This is a genomic window from Acidaminobacter sp. JC074, assembly GCF_022496765.1.
GTDB lineage: Bacteria > Bacillota > Clostridia > Peptostreptococcales > Acidaminobacteraceae > JABXKX01.
Window position 1 is genome coordinate 77,143 of record NZ_VANV01000016.1, and the last position, 16,035, is coordinate 93,177.

General features: G+C 34.2%; 17 protein-coding genes. 16 read left to right on the plus strand and 1 reads right to left on the minus strand.

Translation table 11 applies throughout. The features are described 5' to 3' along the window. Positions 1–116: 116 nt before the first annotated feature. From ltaE to EZV73_RS18245, 5 genes are all read left to right on the plus strand, one after another. The gene (ltaE, locus tag EZV73_RS18225) at positions 117–1,127 is read left to right on the plus strand and encodes a low-specificity L-threonine aldolase (protein WP_240841831.1); all 1,011 of its coding nucleotides are present in this window, start codon (positions 117–119) and stop codon (positions 1,125–1,127) included. 84 nt (positions 1,128–1,211) lie between these two features. Then, positions 1,212–2,708 (plus strand): hypothetical protein, encoded by a 1,497-nt coding sequence (locus tag EZV73_RS18230; RefSeq protein ID WP_240841832.1) that lies wholly within the window; start codon positions 1,212–1,214, stop codon positions 2,706–2,708. Positions 2,709–2,753: 45 nt separating this feature from the next. Continuing rightward, positions 2,754–3,200 carry a GyrI-like domain-containing protein gene (locus EZV73_RS18235; RefSeq protein ID WP_240841833.1) on the plus strand — a complete coding sequence of 149 codons (447 nt, stop codon included), beginning with the start codon at positions 2,754–2,756 and terminating at the stop codon, positions 3,198–3,200. 136 nt (positions 3,201–3,336) lie between these two features. Next, positions 3,337–4,110 (plus strand): enoyl-ACP reductase FabI, encoded by a 774-nt coding sequence (gene fabI, locus EZV73_RS18240; protein ID WP_240841834.1) that lies wholly within the window; start codon positions 3,337–3,339, stop codon positions 4,108–4,110. A 226-nt stretch (positions 4,111–4,336) separates the two neighbouring features. Beyond that, positions 4,337–5,566 (plus strand): MFS transporter, encoded by a 1,230-nt coding sequence (locus EZV73_RS18245; RefSeq protein ID WP_240841835.1) that lies wholly within the window; start codon positions 4,337–4,339, stop codon positions 5,564–5,566. 716 nt (positions 5,567–6,282) lie between these two features. On the opposite strand, the gene EZV73_RS18250 is transcribed toward EZV73_RS18245, so the two are convergent. Next, on the minus strand, positions 6,283–6,780 hold the full coding sequence (locus EZV73_RS18250; protein WP_240841836.1) for a hypothetical protein: 498 nt from the start codon (positions 6,778–6,780) through the stop codon (positions 6,283–6,285). A 563-nt stretch (positions 6,781–7,343) separates the two neighbouring features. Between EZV73_RS18250 and EZV73_RS18255 the strand changes: the two genes are divergently transcribed. From EZV73_RS18255 to EZV73_RS18305, 11 genes are all read left to right on the plus strand, one after another. Next, positions 7,344–8,075, plus strand: coding sequence for an NYN domain-containing protein (locus EZV73_RS18255; protein ID WP_240841837.1), 732 nt, complete (start codon positions 7,344–7,346; stop codon positions 8,073–8,075). A gap of 120 nt (positions 8,076–8,195) precedes the next feature. Beyond that, entirely contained in the window at positions 8,196–9,221 is a 1,026-nt protein-coding gene (locus EZV73_RS18260; protein WP_240841838.1) for an HD-GYP domain-containing protein, read from the plus strand. A gap of 165 nt (positions 9,222–9,386) precedes the next feature. Beyond that, positions 9,387–10,070, plus strand: a complete 684-nt coding sequence (locus EZV73_RS18265) for a winged helix-turn-helix domain-containing protein (protein WP_240841839.1) — start codon at positions 9,387–9,389, stop codon at positions 10,068–10,070. After that, the gene (gene pnpS, locus EZV73_RS18270) at positions 10,071–11,840 is read left to right on the plus strand and encodes a two-component system histidine kinase PnpS (RefSeq protein ID WP_240841840.1); all 1,770 of its coding nucleotides are present in this window, start codon (positions 10,071–10,073) and stop codon (positions 11,838–11,840) included. A gap of 53 nt (positions 11,841–11,893) precedes the next feature. Then, entirely contained in the window at positions 11,894–12,145 is a 252-nt protein-coding gene (locus EZV73_RS18275; protein ID WP_240841841.1) for a hypothetical protein, read from the plus strand. A gap of 146 nt (positions 12,146–12,291) precedes the next feature. Beyond that, the gene (locus EZV73_RS18280) at positions 12,292–12,480 is read left to right on the plus strand and encodes a hypothetical protein (RefSeq protein ID WP_240841842.1); all 189 of its coding nucleotides are present in this window, start codon (positions 12,292–12,294) and stop codon (positions 12,478–12,480) included. Positions 12,481–12,577: 97 nt separating this feature from the next. Next, positions 12,578–13,324 carry a class I SAM-dependent methyltransferase gene (locus EZV73_RS18285; protein WP_240841843.1) on the plus strand — a complete coding sequence of 249 codons (747 nt, stop codon included), beginning with the start codon at positions 12,578–12,580 and terminating at the stop codon, positions 13,322–13,324. After that, positions 13,317–14,183: an Hsp33 family molecular chaperone HslO gene (gene hslO / locus EZV73_RS18290; RefSeq protein ID WP_240841844.1), complete on the plus strand. Its 867-nt coding sequence runs from the start codon at positions 13,317–13,319 to the stop codon at positions 14,181–14,183. Before EZV73_RS18285 ends, hslO begins: the two co-directional genes overlap by 8 nt. After that, on the plus strand, positions 14,173–14,838 hold the full coding sequence (locus tag EZV73_RS18295) for a DUF6873 family GME fold protein (protein WP_240841845.1): 666 nt from the start codon (positions 14,173–14,175) through the stop codon (positions 14,836–14,838). The genes hslO and EZV73_RS18295 overlap by 11 nt, the downstream gene beginning before the upstream one ends. A 1-nt stretch (position 14,839) precedes the next feature. Beyond that, positions 14,840–15,436: a DUF445 domain-containing protein gene (locus tag EZV73_RS18300; RefSeq protein WP_240841846.1), complete on the plus strand. Its 597-nt coding sequence runs from the start codon at positions 14,840–14,842 to the stop codon at positions 15,434–15,436. A gap of 54 nt (positions 15,437–15,490) precedes the next feature. After that, positions 15,491–16,033 carry a flavodoxin family protein gene (locus EZV73_RS18305; protein WP_240841847.1) on the plus strand — a complete coding sequence of 181 codons (543 nt, stop codon included), beginning with the start codon at positions 15,491–15,493 and terminating at the stop codon, positions 16,031–16,033. The last annotated feature ends 2 nt before the right edge of the window (positions 16,034–16,035 follow it).

A 16,035-nucleotide genomic window follows, 5' to 3' on the forward strand; every position in this document is an offset into this window, starting at 1 on the left:
CTCCTTATTAAGATTCTACCATTTTTTTTATTGATTTAATCTTTTTTTGCAAATTGTAAGAAAGGTTTAAGTATTTTTCCCCTTATGTTATATTTGGATATAAGGGGGGATAAAAAATGATAGATCTAAGAAGTGATACAGTCACTCAACCAACAGAAGCTATGAGAAAAGCCATGATGACAGCTGTTGTTGGTGATGACGTTTATGATGATGACCCGACAATTAGGGAGTTAGAAAGATTTGTTGCAGACTTACTTAAGAAAGAAGCTGCCTTGTTTGTACCAAGTGGTACTTTTGGTAATCAACTGTGTTTGATGACACATACCAAAAGAGGTGATGAAGTCATTGTAGGACATGACTCACATATTATGGCTCATGAAGTTGGTGCATCAGCTGTTATTGCCGGTGTTCAATTAAGACAAATAGAATCTTCAGGTGGCAGATTTGATATAGATACTTTAAAAGGCTATATTCGTGAGGAAGATATCCATTATCCAGATACAGGCTTAATCTGCATGGAACAAGCCCACGGTGATGGGTCGGTAATGCCTATTGACCATATGAAGAAAATTTATGACCTGGCTAAAGAGCATGATATACCTGTACATCTAGATGGTGCAAGACTTTTCAATGCAGCTGCGGCATTAGATGTCAAGGCTTGTGAACTTGCCAAGTATACTGATTCACTTACCTTCTGTTTATCAAAAGGTCTATGTGCACCGGTTGGTTCTATGGTTGTTGGCAGTAAGGACTTTATAAAACGTGCCAAGAAGTATAGAAAACTTATGGGTGGTGGTCTTAGACAAGCCGGTTTCTTAGCTGCAGCAGGACTGATTGCTCTAAATGAAATGGTAGATAGGCTAAAGGATGATCATGACCTTGCAAAGTATATGGCTTCTAAACTAGAGGAGTTTTCTAACATAGAAGTTATTAAAGACAGACTAGACATCAATATGGTTTTCTTTAAGATGACAGGTGTGGATGAAGAACAGTTCATTTCAGACATGTATGACAAGGACATTAAGATCAATGGTACTGAAGATGGCGAATGGCGCTTTGTTACCAATCATGATGTGACTAAAGAACATGTGGATTATACAATAGAGACTATGAAGGCGCTTATTTAATAAGTGTCTTTTATATTACAAATTTAACCAGCATATGCTAATTTACAGACTTAGGATTATAATAAAAATATGGGGGTGATGATAGTGAAAAAAATCATTGTAATTTGTTTGTTAATACTAAGTTTGACATCAATTAGTTTTGGAGAAATAGATATCGGAACAGAAATTGGCAGTGTTTTAGAAACCGATATAAAAGCCTATATCGATGACCAGCAGATACCATCTATGAACATTGATGGCTATACAGCAATAGTTGTAGAGGACTTAAGATATTACGGCTTTGATGTGGTATGGCATCCGGATACAAGAAGTCTTGATATATCAAGAAACACATCAAAAGCAGTTGATCCGCTACCTGTTTCTGACTTAGATGTTGTAATAGGAAGAGAAATAGCTAAAGTTCTTCATACGGATATAAAGACCTACTTTCATAATTCAGAGTTAAGATCTTTCAATATAGATGGCAAAACAGCAGTACTTATCAATGATCTTTCACAGCTTGGTTTTGTCCACTGGGATGAAGAAAAAAGAGTCATTTCACTAGCACCTTATGAAAGAGAGTGGGTAGATACGAAAGATAGTGACTTTTCCTTTGTTATCAAGGGACAAGATGCCATAGTTTTAAATATTGATAAAAAGAACAACGATTTCTATTTTAATGAAGTTCTAGTTGGTTTTCAAGACGTGCAAGCCATGCTGTCTCTTGAAAAAATAGCTGCTGCATTAGACTATAAACTCGTAGATGACAGGTACACAAGAGGGGCTTATGGATTTGAACTCAACGAGGTAGATCAGTCTGTAAATCATTACTATGATGGCTTATTGGTAGAGACTTCTAAGCTAAACTTTGATATGATTACAAAAGAAACCATCTATATAAGCGATGGAGACCTAGCTGAAATTTTTGGCTTGTATAAGACCTGGGATCCTGAAAGTGAAAGGATTATATTAAATGATCACAATGAGATAATCGAAGACCATGGTAACTTACATATTAGTGGAAGAAATGTGTCTATAAAGGTTTTAACTGATTACTGGGTTGGCTATAACTATGAAATAAGAAATACAAGTCATGATTTGTATGGAGGTGGCTCTAGTCTCACAGATTCAAATCAGAGTTCATATGCCTATATAACATCGGGTTCATTATTAGCTGGAAAAAATGATGTAGAAGTGACAATAAAGGCGGGACATAGAATTTTGATGCATAAAGTTTATAAAGACCTTTTGCCAGATTATACAACACATATCTTAGAAAACGAAAAAAATATATCTGCCTTTTCTTACATAAGACTTGATAGTCCAGACAAGGGTTATTATGACTTAGATGAAAATAATTTTACACTTAAGGGTGAAATTTTTAATAGTAAAGGTGATATAGAAATAAGTATATCCAAACAAAACGACCTTGATTTTGAAGAGGTGTCTAGGCAAACACTTACAGTTATAGAAGGTGATTTTAATGATCAGATAAGTTTTGGTGGTACAGGTTTATACAAGGTAGTTGCAAAGGGGATTGTAAAAGGCATACATGAAAATTATTCTACTGATCTCTTTGAATTTTATATCAGGCTAAAATAAGTTTATTGTTATTTTAGCGGGGTAGAAATCTACTGGAGGTGGCATATGTGTAGACTAGTAGAATTAAAAGAGGATACAGTTGTTTCTATTAGAACAAGAGCGGCTGTTGAAGATTTACCTAAAGTCATTGGGGATTGTTATGGTAAGATTATGGCTTATCTTTCTTCTCAAGGACGATATCCGTCAGGCGTTCCATTTATAGGTTATTATAATATGGATATGAGCGATTTAGATGTTGAAATTGGTTTTCCTATTATGGGAAAAGTAGACCAGCATGAGGACATACAGATGTCTGTCATACCAGGAGGATCTTATGCTGAATATGTTCATACTGGACCTTATCCTACTTTAAGAGAAGGTTATGAAGTTTTAATGAAGTGGCTTGAAAAAGAAGGTTTGAAGGTATCAGGCACCTGTTATGAGTTTTATCTAAATGATCCTGGAGAGGTAAAAGAAGAAGATCTTCAAACAAGGATACTCTTTAAAATATAGTCAATTTATGGCCTTGAATCTTGTGATGATTCAAGGCTTTTTTCAGACTTTGTGATGAATTAAACAAGGCTTGAAAAAGCTTTTGAATTACTTTATACTATGTATTAGTACCAGGTAACAATCGAGAGGAGAAGTTATGTTAAATCTTAAAGATAAAAACATTGTTGTAATGGGCGTTACAAATAAATGGAGTATCGCATGGGCATGTGCACAGCAACTTCATGAAGCTGGAGCCAATTTAATATTTACGTATTTTGGAGAACGTTCATTAAGATCTATTGAAAAGCTTGCTAAGTCTGAAGGCGTAGAAGGAAAGTTTCATGTATCTTGTGACGTAACTTCTGATGAAGACATAGAAAATGCATTTACAGCCATCAAAGAGTCATGTGGTGTGATTCATGGTGTGGTTCATTCTATTGCTTTTTCTAATAAAGACGAGTTAGCAGGTAGATACTGTGATACATCAAGAGCGGGTTATGCTTTAGCACAAGATGTTTCGTCGTTTTCACTTGTTGCAGTTTCTAAACACGCATCTAAGTATATGACTGAGGGTGGTGGTATCGTAACCATGTCTTATCTTGGTGGTGAAAGAGTTGTTAAGAACTACAATGTAATGGGTGTTGCAAAAGCAGCACTTGAAATGAGTGTTCGTTATCTAGCACATGATTTAGGACCAGACGCTATCAGGGTTAATGGTATTTCTGCTGGACCAATTAAAACAATTTCAGCTAAAGGTGTATCAGATTTTGATAAGTTATGCGCAGGTTATGAAGAAAAAGCACCACTTAAGAGAATGGTAGATCCAAAGGAAGTTGGCAATACAGCGACCTTCTTGTTAAGTGATATGTCTTCGGGTATCACTGGAGAAATCATGCATGTAGATTGTGGATACAATATTTTAGGTTATTAACTTGAAAGTCCCATTAAGATGGGTTAGAATAAGTGTAGGCGAAAGCCACTTAAAGAGGTTATAAGTATCTAGGTACTTTAATAACATTATATATCCTCAAGAAAGATCGATTGTCCTTATCGATCTTTCTATTTTTTTGTCTAAGACTTATTGACTTTTATATGGAGTCAAAGTAAAATGAGCATGATTTAATATTTCGAAAACCTAAATACTTTTAGGAGGTATTATGTTTCAGAGTGATGATCCGAATTATAAAATAAATTACAAATTGTTTATTGCTTATGGCATCATGTACGAATTGATGATGAGATTGTATCAACCATTTCAGGCAAAATTCTTACAACGTTTAGGTGGTACAGATGTTCATATAGCATTTATGAGCTCATTACCTGGACTTGTCATGGCATTTATAGTACTACCAGGTGCTATTTATTTAAATCGATTAGAAGACAAACACAAGGCAACGGGCAGACTTATATTTCTCAGTCGTTTCTTCTTGCTTCTCTTTGCAGCAACACCTTTTTTACCTAAAGCTTTGCAACCCATTTTATTTGTAAGTTTTGTGGTTATGATGAGTGTGCCAAATTCCATTTATTTAACAAGTTATCAATCTTTTATTGGTGATTTATTTGAACCACAGGCCAGGGCGGATGCTATAGGTAAAAGAAATATGTTTACTGTACCTGCTACTGTGATTTTAACTTTCTTTACAGGACTGGCTCTGAATCATCTACCAGGAACTGAAGCTCAGCGTATTGGTCTTTATCAGATTTTTTATGTTGTGGCCTTTATCTTTGGTATGGTGGAGTTGTCTATCTTTAGAAAGTTTAGGATATCAGATACACATATTCAGAAGAAAAGAATTGTTTTTAATTTTAAAGAGTTTATGTCAAATAAGAAGTTTACAAGATTTCTTAAATCATCCTTGCTCTTTCACTTTGGATGGCAAATGGCATGGCCTTTATTTACCATCTATACAATATCTGTTTTAAATGCCAACGAAGCATGGCTTGGTTATTTAAGTATAGGTCAGTCACTGGCTATGTTCTTTGGTTATTTATTCTGGTCAAAGCAGATCAACAAGTTTGGCAACCATATCATAACAGCTGTTTGCACAATGGGGATGGCTTTGACACCTGTCTTTTATATCCTGTCACCTAACTTGTCGGTGCTCTTGGTTTCAGCTTCTGTCAGTGGCTTTTTTACAGCCGGTACAATTTCAGTCTTACAGACAGATTTACTAGAGGTGATTCCACAAGAAAAAAGGGTTTTGTACATCGGTCTTTATACGGTTTTTACCAATATCAGTTTGGCCATATCACCACTTGTAGGTTCCTTTATAAAAGAAACCTACGGCATCCACATTGCCCTAGGGGCTGCAGCCTTTTTTAGAATGGTTGGTTCATTAAGCTTTTTTAAAAGATCTCGCCATGAGAAGGTAGAAGCTTCACACTAGCTACTTTATGCTTTTGAAACATTCGGTTTGCTTAAATTGAAAACAATTCAGAATCAACTTTTATGAACATTAAATTGATTCTGAATAGGTTTTAGAGTGTGAATGATTACTATTAAAAAAACATATTTTTTATCTTTTGTCCATACTTAGACTTATGAACTAAATAATTGGTGTGATCATAAATTTTCAGTGTTCGAATAATAGTGTTCTAATGCTTCTAGGTAATGATATATCAATATGCTCTCAGTTACTATCTCTTCTTGTGATAGACCTCTCTGTATAACTAAATAGTTCATTAGTAGATTACAATTTGTTTGGATGTATCCTGTTTTCAACTCGATAAAAAAGTTTATTATATGATTATCAGTTTTATAGTATTTCTTGTTGTAATTATAAAGATATTCACTATTTGAATCACAAATAAGTCTGAAAACTTTATAATTCATAGATTCAGAAGATGGAAGATTTCTACTTAAATAGGCATATTGAAAATTTTCTATACTCCTTTTAACGAAATTAGGGTTGGAATAGTTCTCCTCAGTCTCTTCAAAAATATTAAATTCGATGTTTAATAAATTAATAATTTCTTCTGGTGTTTTATAGTTATTAAGGATATGTTTTCGATATTTATCTCTTAACTCAATATATCTTGGATTCCTAATCATTGAACTTTCCTTTCTTTGCTTGTAGAGTGGGAGGAGGTGATTTATTTCAAATCATCCATATAATACATAACTAACATCTGGAAGAACAACAGTACCCCCGCTATGTGAGAGTCTAACATCAGTGATAGATACTCTTACTTTGTCATATTTGGTATCCACTATGTACACTTCACCTAAAGAAACACTACCTTTATTTTGGAGACCAGGGAATCTCTCTACTTTCTCATCAAAAAAAACTACAGGATCATCAAGTGCACTAGCTGTCTCAATTTTGATTTTAACACTTATTTTACTAAGTTGATATATACTATTGTATTTTCCAATAAGTTCATATTCAAAACCACTTATATACCTCGGTTCTAATTGGATTCCAAATGATGAAGCTTCTATTGGGGGCCTTCTTGTGCTATTATCTTCAATGTATGATTGTAAATTGTTGACATCAAACTCAGGTAGAACATTATTGTTTTCTCCAAAAGTAGATGAAAAACTAAATAAAAGTATGAAGCACATCATCATAGATATAATTTTCTTCTTGTTGATAAACATAATAACCTCCATTTTCGTGATTTAAACAGTATAAGAGTTAATAAGCAAATGACTAACATTAGGCTAGACATAGTTCTTGGTAGCAAAAGATGTTAGTGTTTAAAATTAGACGAGTATCATGTCTTAAAACATGAACTAACCCTAATACTTGAGTTTTACAATGTTAAATAAGTCATTTAATTTTAGCATGTTTCACCCTCCCCAGATAAATCTGTTCCATTATTGATATTATATGGATATCTCTACTATTATACTTTGTCATAAAACTTTTTTCTGTCAATACTAAAATGTGATTATATATAGAGAGTAGGGTCTATCTCTCACGCTTTTACTTACATAAAGATAAATATAACAAAAAAGTTTATGACTAATGATAGAAAAGTAAAGTATTGTTTGTATTATACTTAAGGCGCAGATTGAATTAAATATAATAGTCCTTCGTCCTATAGCTTGTTTAATCATTAAAAAGCAGAGTAGAAGCTTTAGGATAATACTTTCAATTTTATCTATCTTATTGTATGATAGTAAAGTAATGGTTATTACAAATTAAGATTGGAGTCGGTATGATAGAGAATAATCTCCACAAGAGATTGGCAGTACTGATTGATGCGGACAATGCATCTCCAAAGATCATCAATGGTCTTTTAGAGGAAATTGCCACATATGGTATTGCCAGCGTTAAGCGTATCTATGGAAACTGGACCAGTCCTTCTTTGGGAAGTTGGAAAGAAGTTTTATTAAAACACGCGCTTCAACCAATACAACAATTCGAGTATACAGTAGGTAAAAACTCTACAGATAGTGCTATGATTATAGATGCTATGGATCTTTTATATACTGGAAAACTTGATGGTTTCTGTATTGTGTCAAGTGATAGTGATTTTACTAAATTGGCTTCAAGACTTAGAGAAGAAGGGTTATTCGTATATGGTTTTGGTGAAAAGAAAACACCAAAGGCATTTGTAGGAGCTTGTGACAAGTTTGTTTATACTGAAATTCTACGTGAAAACAGTTCAAATTATAAGCAAACAAGAATGACCAAGAAACAACTTTTAGCAGATAGAAAACTCATCGATATGTTGTACAATGCCGTTGAAGATGCTGCTAATGAAAATGGTTGGTCTCATCTTGGTACTGTTGGTCAGACGATTGCAAACAAATCACCGGAATTTGACCCAAGAAACTATGGGTTTAAGAAGCTAGGGGAGCTGATTAAATACTTGGGATTGTTTACAATTGATGAACGTTCATCAGACAATTCTCCAGCGAAGGCAGTTTACATTAGACGAAAGTAAATGAACATTAGTTCATTTTCTTTTTTTGCAAAAAATCCTGTCTTTTATGTCATTTGTCGCTACTAGGTGGTAATTTGTTCTGTTAAATGTTATGATTAACTAGGAAATAAAGGAGTAGAAATGAATGTTATAAGATCAGAAAAACTCCGAGTTGGCATGAAGCTAGGCGAAAATATATATCGTGATGACCAATTGGTAATCACCAGTGGTGTTGCTTTAACTTCAAGACACATTGAAATGATAAAGCGACTGGATATACCAGAAGTTAAAATTCTAGAAAAAAAGAAACTATCTTTTTCAAATAATATTAAATACGAGGAAAAGTACAAAGAAGCTGTAGATAGCTTTAAAGATATCTGTTATGGTGTAACCATAGGCAGTCTGGTCTTGTATGATGAAGTTCAAGAGTGTATAGAACCATTAATTCAAGAGTTAGAAGCCAATCCAGAAATGGCTCTGAGGTTATGGCAGATGCACACAGCTGATTTTTATACTTATGAGCATTCCGTTAAGGTGAGCATGTTGGCAGTCTTGCTTTCAAAGTGGCTAGGTAAACCTAAGGTTTATCAAGAAGAAATTGCCAGGGTCGGTTTACTGCATGATATTGGTAAGTGCAACATACCGAATGATATCTTAAACAAACCCGATGTTCTGACTCAAGAAGAGTTTTCTGTTATGAAGACCCATTCAACTTTAGGTTATGTGCTTTTAAACTCAACTAAGAATTTGAGTAAAGATGTTGTAAAAGGTGTACTACATCACCATGAAAGATATGATGGAAGAGGTTATCCCTCTAAGCTCTCTGGTGAAAACATACCTGAATACGCTAGAATAGTTTCGGTTGTTGATATATTCGATGCTATGACATCTAAGAGAGTTTACAGAGAAAAAATGAATCCATTTAGAGTAATGGAAATTATGAAAAATGGCAGCCAAGGGGCGATTGACCCTTATATTGGTACCATTTTCTTAGATAATCTTAAGTCATCTTACTTAGGAGAAAAAGTTTTATTAAGCAGCGGTCATATTGGTACGGTTCATGAAATAAGAACACAAATGCCTGAACGTCCTGTTATTAGAGTTGAAGACAATCTTATCGATTTAGATAAGGAACTCCATATAGAAATTAAAGAAATGATACTGTAACTTATCTTTGGATAAGTTATTTTTTTGCTTATATTTATAAGATGATGGTATAAAAAAGATAAAACATGGTAGAATTAGTTAACGCAGATTTAACATGAACTTAACTTATATTATAAGCTTTACATGTAAAGTTAAGATGAAATTAAGATAGTGTTAGGAGGAAACATGAAGAAAATCCTTATTATTGAAGATGATGATCACATCATCGAGTTACTGAAGTTTAATGTAGAAAACAACGGTTATGAAGTCGATGTTGCCATGGATGGTAGAGAAGGCCTAAATAAAGCCATCAATGACCTGCCAGATTTAATATTGTTAGATTTAATGTTACCAAGTATAGATGGCATAGATATATGTAAGAAGTTAAAGAGTAAAGACCGTACCAAAGATATTCCTATTATCATGTTGACGGCTAAGGGGCATGAGACAGATAAAATTTTAGGACTTGAAATTGGAGCTGATGATTATATCACAAAACCTTTCTCGGTTAGGGAACTTATGACACGTGTTAAGGTCATCTTTAGACGTTATTCAAAAGAGGTTCATAAGACTGAAGCTGTAAAAGTAGTGATTGGCGATCTGGAGATCGATCATGAAAAGCATGAAGTAAGACGTGGCGGTGAGCTTGTAAAGCTGACCTTAAAGGAATATCAGCTACTGGAATACCTAGCTGAAAATCGTGGTAAAGTTCTTTCAAGAAATGCTTTATTAGATAGGGTGTGGGGATACGACTACTTCGGTGAAACCAGAACAGTTGATGTTCATATTAGACACTTAAGAAAGAAAATCGAAGATGACAATGCAGAGCTTATAGAAACCATTCGTGGTGTAGGTTATAAAATAAAGTAGGTGAAGAACATTAAACAGAAATTTATATTAATCTTTGTACTTTTGGTCAGCCTTGGTGTGGTTATTTCAGGCATTTTATCCATTGGCCTTTTAAAGTCTAATTATGAAGAAGGTGTCAAAGAAAACTTAATAGAAAATGCCACCATCATAAGATACTTTATTGAGTCAGAAAATGATATGGTCGTAGTTGATGATTTCTTGCGTCATCTAGATGCAGAAGTCATGAACAATCAGATGGAAACAAGAATCACCCTTATAAATCATAGTGGTGTTGTTTTAGTGGATACAGCGATTAGTGAATCTGAACTTGACAATCATAAGGAACGTCCTGAAATAAAAGAAGCCTTTGATGGAAAGATTGGTGTCAGTAAGAGATATTCAGATTCAGTTGATAAAGATATGTATTATGTGGCTATGCCTGTAGAATCTAGTGATTTTGCAGTTGTACGTCTTTCTATTCCTTTAAGAAATTTAACGGAGTATACCGATCAAATTGTTGGCAATATTGTTATAGCAGCCCTAGTAGGTGTGGTTCTTGCAACACTGGTTGGTATAAGATTTTTAAATATGTTCACAGGACCTTTATTTGCCTTAACTGAGGCAACTGAGTCTATTTCAAAGGGCAATTATGGTGAACAGGTATTTGTCAGCTCAGATGATGAAATTGGTCAACTTGCCAAGTCTTTCAATATGATGAGTACAGAACTCGATAAAAGAATTGTTGAGCTTCATGAATCCAATAATACTAACCATGCCATTTTGAAATCTATGATCAATGGCGTGATTGCCATAGACAATGAAAATAGGATTATGTTCATCAATAAGGCTGCTCAAGAGATGTTTTCATTAGATGAAAAAGCCTTAAAAGGTATGGATGTTGTCGATTCATTTAAGAATCACATATTGTCTGACTTGTTTGATTCAGATTTTGATATATACGGTAACATCAAAACAGAACTTGATTTAGATATAGACCAGCCTAAAGTCTTCAGGGTATTTTCAAATGTGATTAGAGATCGAGACTTTAATAATAACATTGGCCTTTTACTCAGTTTTGTAGATATCACTCAAATGAGACAATTAGAGAATATGAGAAAAGAGTTTGTTGCCAATGTATCACATGAACTAAAAACACCACTAACGTCTATACAGGGCTTTATTGAAACACTCAAAGAAGGTGCTGCAGATAAGAAGGAAGTAAGAGATAAGTTTATTGATATCATCGACATAGAGGCTAAAAGACTCAAACACTTAATTGATGATATTCTTGTTTTATCTGATATAGAAAAATCAACAGGTGATCATCATGAGACTGAAGTCAGTCCAAATCAAGTTGTTGAAGAGATATCTAACATGATGGGCCAAATTGCCGGAAAAAAAGAGATTACAGTTAATTACAACCTGCCTGAAAATATGGCGCCTATTCTAGCCAATAAAGTATGGTTAAAGCAGATGCTTATAAACTTAATTGATAATGGCATCAAGTATACACCAGAAGGTGGTCAAGTAGATGTACAGTTTGCAGATATGTTAGACCATAATTTGATTATTGTTAAAGACAATGGCATCGGTATTGCTCCAGAGCATTTAGACAGACTTTTTGAACGCTTTTATAGGGTGGACAAGGCAAGATCTAAAAAAGAAGGTGGTACAGGCTTAGGCCTTGCTATCGTTAAACATATTGTTCTCTCCATGAATGGTGATATAAGAGTAAAAAGTGAACTAGACAAGGGAACAGAATTTACAATCAGAATACCTAAGAAGTTTTAAGGATGGCTTGCCATCCTTTGTTTTGTGTTAAACTGTTATTAAGGGGTGATAGTGTGAAAAAAATAATAATAGTAGTTTTGATAAGTTTAATGATGGTTTCGTGTGTAGTAAATAATAATGATGAAAGTTCTAATTCTAACGAGCAGTTGATGCAATTAGAAAAACAATTAGATGAGCTTGTTGTTGTAAATCAAGACTTAATGAGTGAAATGGATGACTTGAAGAAAGTGACTGAGTCACAAACCAATGAACTAAAAGATTTAAGAGATGAGTTAGTGGAGTATAGAGGTCTACTTGTACTTTAGATGAAGAAGAAAAAAGTGCTTTAAGATCTTATCAACCAATATTAGATTTTCTTGAAGCACTTAAGAATTATGATGAAACATTACTTAAGAAGTATCTTTCTGAAGACTTTCTTGTTAAAGAGGACGGCATTTACAAAGATGATATAATGCGATTTTTCAGATTAACAGAGTTTACTGATTTTAGGCTTTATAACTATGATGCAAATGGATCTACGATTAATTTTACCTTTGCTTTATTGAGTGAAACCAGTGAAGAGACGAAACATATGATCTTAAACATTACTGTTAGTGGTATGTATGACCATTTTATTATTGATTTAGAAACAGATATATAAAGCCTTAGCAAGAATCTGATTAGCGTTTCATTAGAGTCATTGAAATAAGCCTGGTAATGTGATAGAATGAGAACGTTTCAGAAAGAGGTGATAAACAATGATTTATCAAGGTTTTGCAAGAGTGTATGACCAATTAATGAAAGATACACCTTATGATACTTGGTTTGAAAATTTACAGAAGATTATTAAGTCATATGATATAAAAGGTAAAGAAGTTTTGGAGCTTGCATGTGGTACGGGTGCCATGACAAGAAAACTCTACAAGGCTGGCTATAAGGTACTTGGTACAGACTTATCACAGGAAATGTTAGAAATAGCACTTGAAACGTCTTATGACCAAAACTTGAAGATTCAATTTATACAGCAGGATATGACGTCTCTAGATTTGTTTCACAAGTATGATATGATTGTTAGCTTCTGTGATGGCTTCAACTATTTAATCGAGGACGGACAGTTAGACAAGGCACTTGATTCGTGTAGGGCTTATATAAAAGATCAAGGCTACTTGATATTTGACATCAGTTCTGATTATAAGTTAGAACATGTGCTTGGACAAAATGTCTTTACAGAAACATCTGATGAGGCCTGTTATATATGGGAAAACTATTATGATGAAAAGTCAAAAATATTAGAGTTTGATTTGACCTTGTTTGAAAAGCAAGGAAACATGTATCAAAGGCATGATGAGGTACACAAGCAAAGAGCTTATACCATCGATGAGATTCAGACATCGATGGCTAAAAACGGCTTTGAATGTCTAGAGGTCATTGATACAAACACAGGTGAAAAAGTTACACCTGAAAGTGAAAGATGGTTATTTATAGGAAGGAAAATAAATGAGTAAAATATATTCAGCTATTGTAGGCGACAACATTAGAGTTTATTTAGGAAATACAACTGACCTTGTTAAAGAGGCTGCTAAAATTCATGAAACAAGCCCTGTTTCTACTGAGGCCCTTTCGAGAACCTTAACAGCGACAAGCTTACTGGGTAAACTACTAAAAAACGAAAAAGATGTTTTAACAGTAAAGGTTGGCGGCACCAATCAAATCAAGACCATCCTTGCAACAACAGATTTTACAGGTAAGGTCAAGGGTTATATATCTAATCCAGACGCAGATATACCTTATTTAACAAATACTGATAAGATTGCAGATGCAATAGGTAAAGGCGGTAACATTACCATTATAAGAGATTTTGGTTTAAAAGAGCCTTATGTTGGTATTTCTCATATGATATCAGCAGAAATTGATGAGGATATTGCATTTTATTATAAGAACTCTGAACAACAACCAACAGCAATGAAGTTAGGTACAATCATGGATAATGGTCTTGAGTGTGCTGGTGGTATTTTGATTCAGCCTATGCCGGATGTAACTGGTGTGGAGAAAGAAGCTTATTTAAAGGCAAGTGAAAAGATAGGGGACGTTGTAGATAAAATTAACTCAGGCATGTCTCCAGAAGAGATTATTGCTTCATACTTTGATTTAGATGTAAAAATGACGGGCGAATTTGAAGTTTCATTTCAGTGTGATTGCTCAAGAGAGAGAATTACTAGAGCTTTGATTTCTGTTGGTCCAGAGGAGTTAAAAGAGATCATCGCGGTTGACCAGCAAGCTGAACTTAGATGTCACTTCTGTAATACACTTTATCATTTTAATAAAGAAGATTTAGAAGATATGGTAAGAGCACTTGAGGCCTAAGATCATAATCAGTGAAAAGGCTTATGATGAAGCCTTTGATTATTTCATAGAAAAGGGCTTTGAGATTATAAGATTCTCCAGTCAAGATAAGCCTTATGAGGCCGTTTCGCATCATCCTGATATGTTTCTATTTTATGATGACAAGCTTTTTGTAGAAGGTGACTGCGAGATTGAAGGTGTAAGGTGTGAAAGACTCGGGCCTAAATATCCAGAAACTATTAAGTACAACATAGCCAAAGTTGGTGACTATGTCATATGTAAGTACAGTCATATCTCTGCAAGAGTAAAAAAGCACATTGAAGAGAAAAATTACAAGGTTATCGATGTCAATCAAGGTTATGCCAAGTGTTCAACTGCAATAATTCGAGATTCAATCATTACCAGTGATCAGGGAATATTTGATGCTTGTAAAGATAAGCTAGACTGTCTTTTGATTGAACCTGGTCATATAGAATTACCCGGTTTAGATTATGGCTTTATTGGTGGCACGTGTTTGACCTTTGATGACACAGTATTTTTCCACGGCGACATTACAAAACATCCTGACTATGAGAAAATTAGAGTTTTTATAGAGAAAAAACATATGAGGATTGACTATCTTAAGCGTCCACTTATGGATATAGGATCTTTTATAGTAACAGAAAGAAGTGAATAGTATGGACATTTTATTAAAGATTATTTTAATGGCATTCATTGGTGCTGTTATAGGTTATACAACCAATGTTGTGGCAATTAAGCTTTTATTCAAGCCTTTAGAACCTATTAATATATTAGGCTTTAAACTACAAGGTGTCATCCCTAAGAGAAGAGATGAGATTGCAAAGTCTATTGCAGAAACTGTAGAAGCAGAGCTTTTATCAGTGGATGAAATTATGGACCAACTTATTGAAGGCACGGACAAGAAAGATATCTTAGAGATGTTGAAGAACAAGATTATCTCTATGACAGAAGGTAAGCTTCCTGGTCTTTTATCAGCATTTTCTGGCACCATCAACAAGTATATTGAAGACATCATTGATTCTAAAGGTGAAGAGCTTTTAGATGAAATGACAGAAGTTCTGGTTCATAAGGCGACTTCTTCAATCAGTATTTCGAAAATGGTTGAAGAGAAAATCTCTGGTTTTGAGCTTGATGAAATAGAAACCATGATCTTAAAAATTGCTAAGAATGAACTCAGACATATTGAAATTTTAGGTGGTGTCTTAGGTTTTCTTATTGGTATCACGCAAGGTTTATTATTTGTATTATTTTAAAATCCCTTTTGGGATTTTTTTGCTATAATAGAGAGTGTAGAGAAAGGATAAATGATGAAAATTGTTATACTTAATGGTAGCCCTAGACCCATGGGAAACACCAGAACATTATTAGAAGAGTTTCGTACAGGTTTAGAAGAAAATACAGAAGCGCTTGTTGATTTTATTGATTTACAGGATAAGACGATTCTACCATGTGAGGCATGTAATGCATGTGGTCATACAGGAAGGTGTAAACATAAGGATTCTACTAATGAAATTATGCCTTTGATCACTGAAGCAGACGTCATTGTATTCGGTACACCTGTTTACTGGTGGGGTGTTACTGCTCAAATGAAGTTGATGATAGATAAGTTTTATACATGGCATCATGTTAGCTATAAGGTGCCTAACAAGAAGATTGGTGTTATAGCAGTAGGTGGTGCAGCTGTTGGAGATGAGCAGTATGACCTGATTTCCAATCAGTTTAAATGTATCAGTAACTTCCTCAAGTGGGACATAGTATTTGACAAATCATACAGTGCTTATAACATTGGTGATATAGAAAAAGACCAGGATGCAATGGAAGAATGTAGAAAGCTTTATAATAAGATATAGCC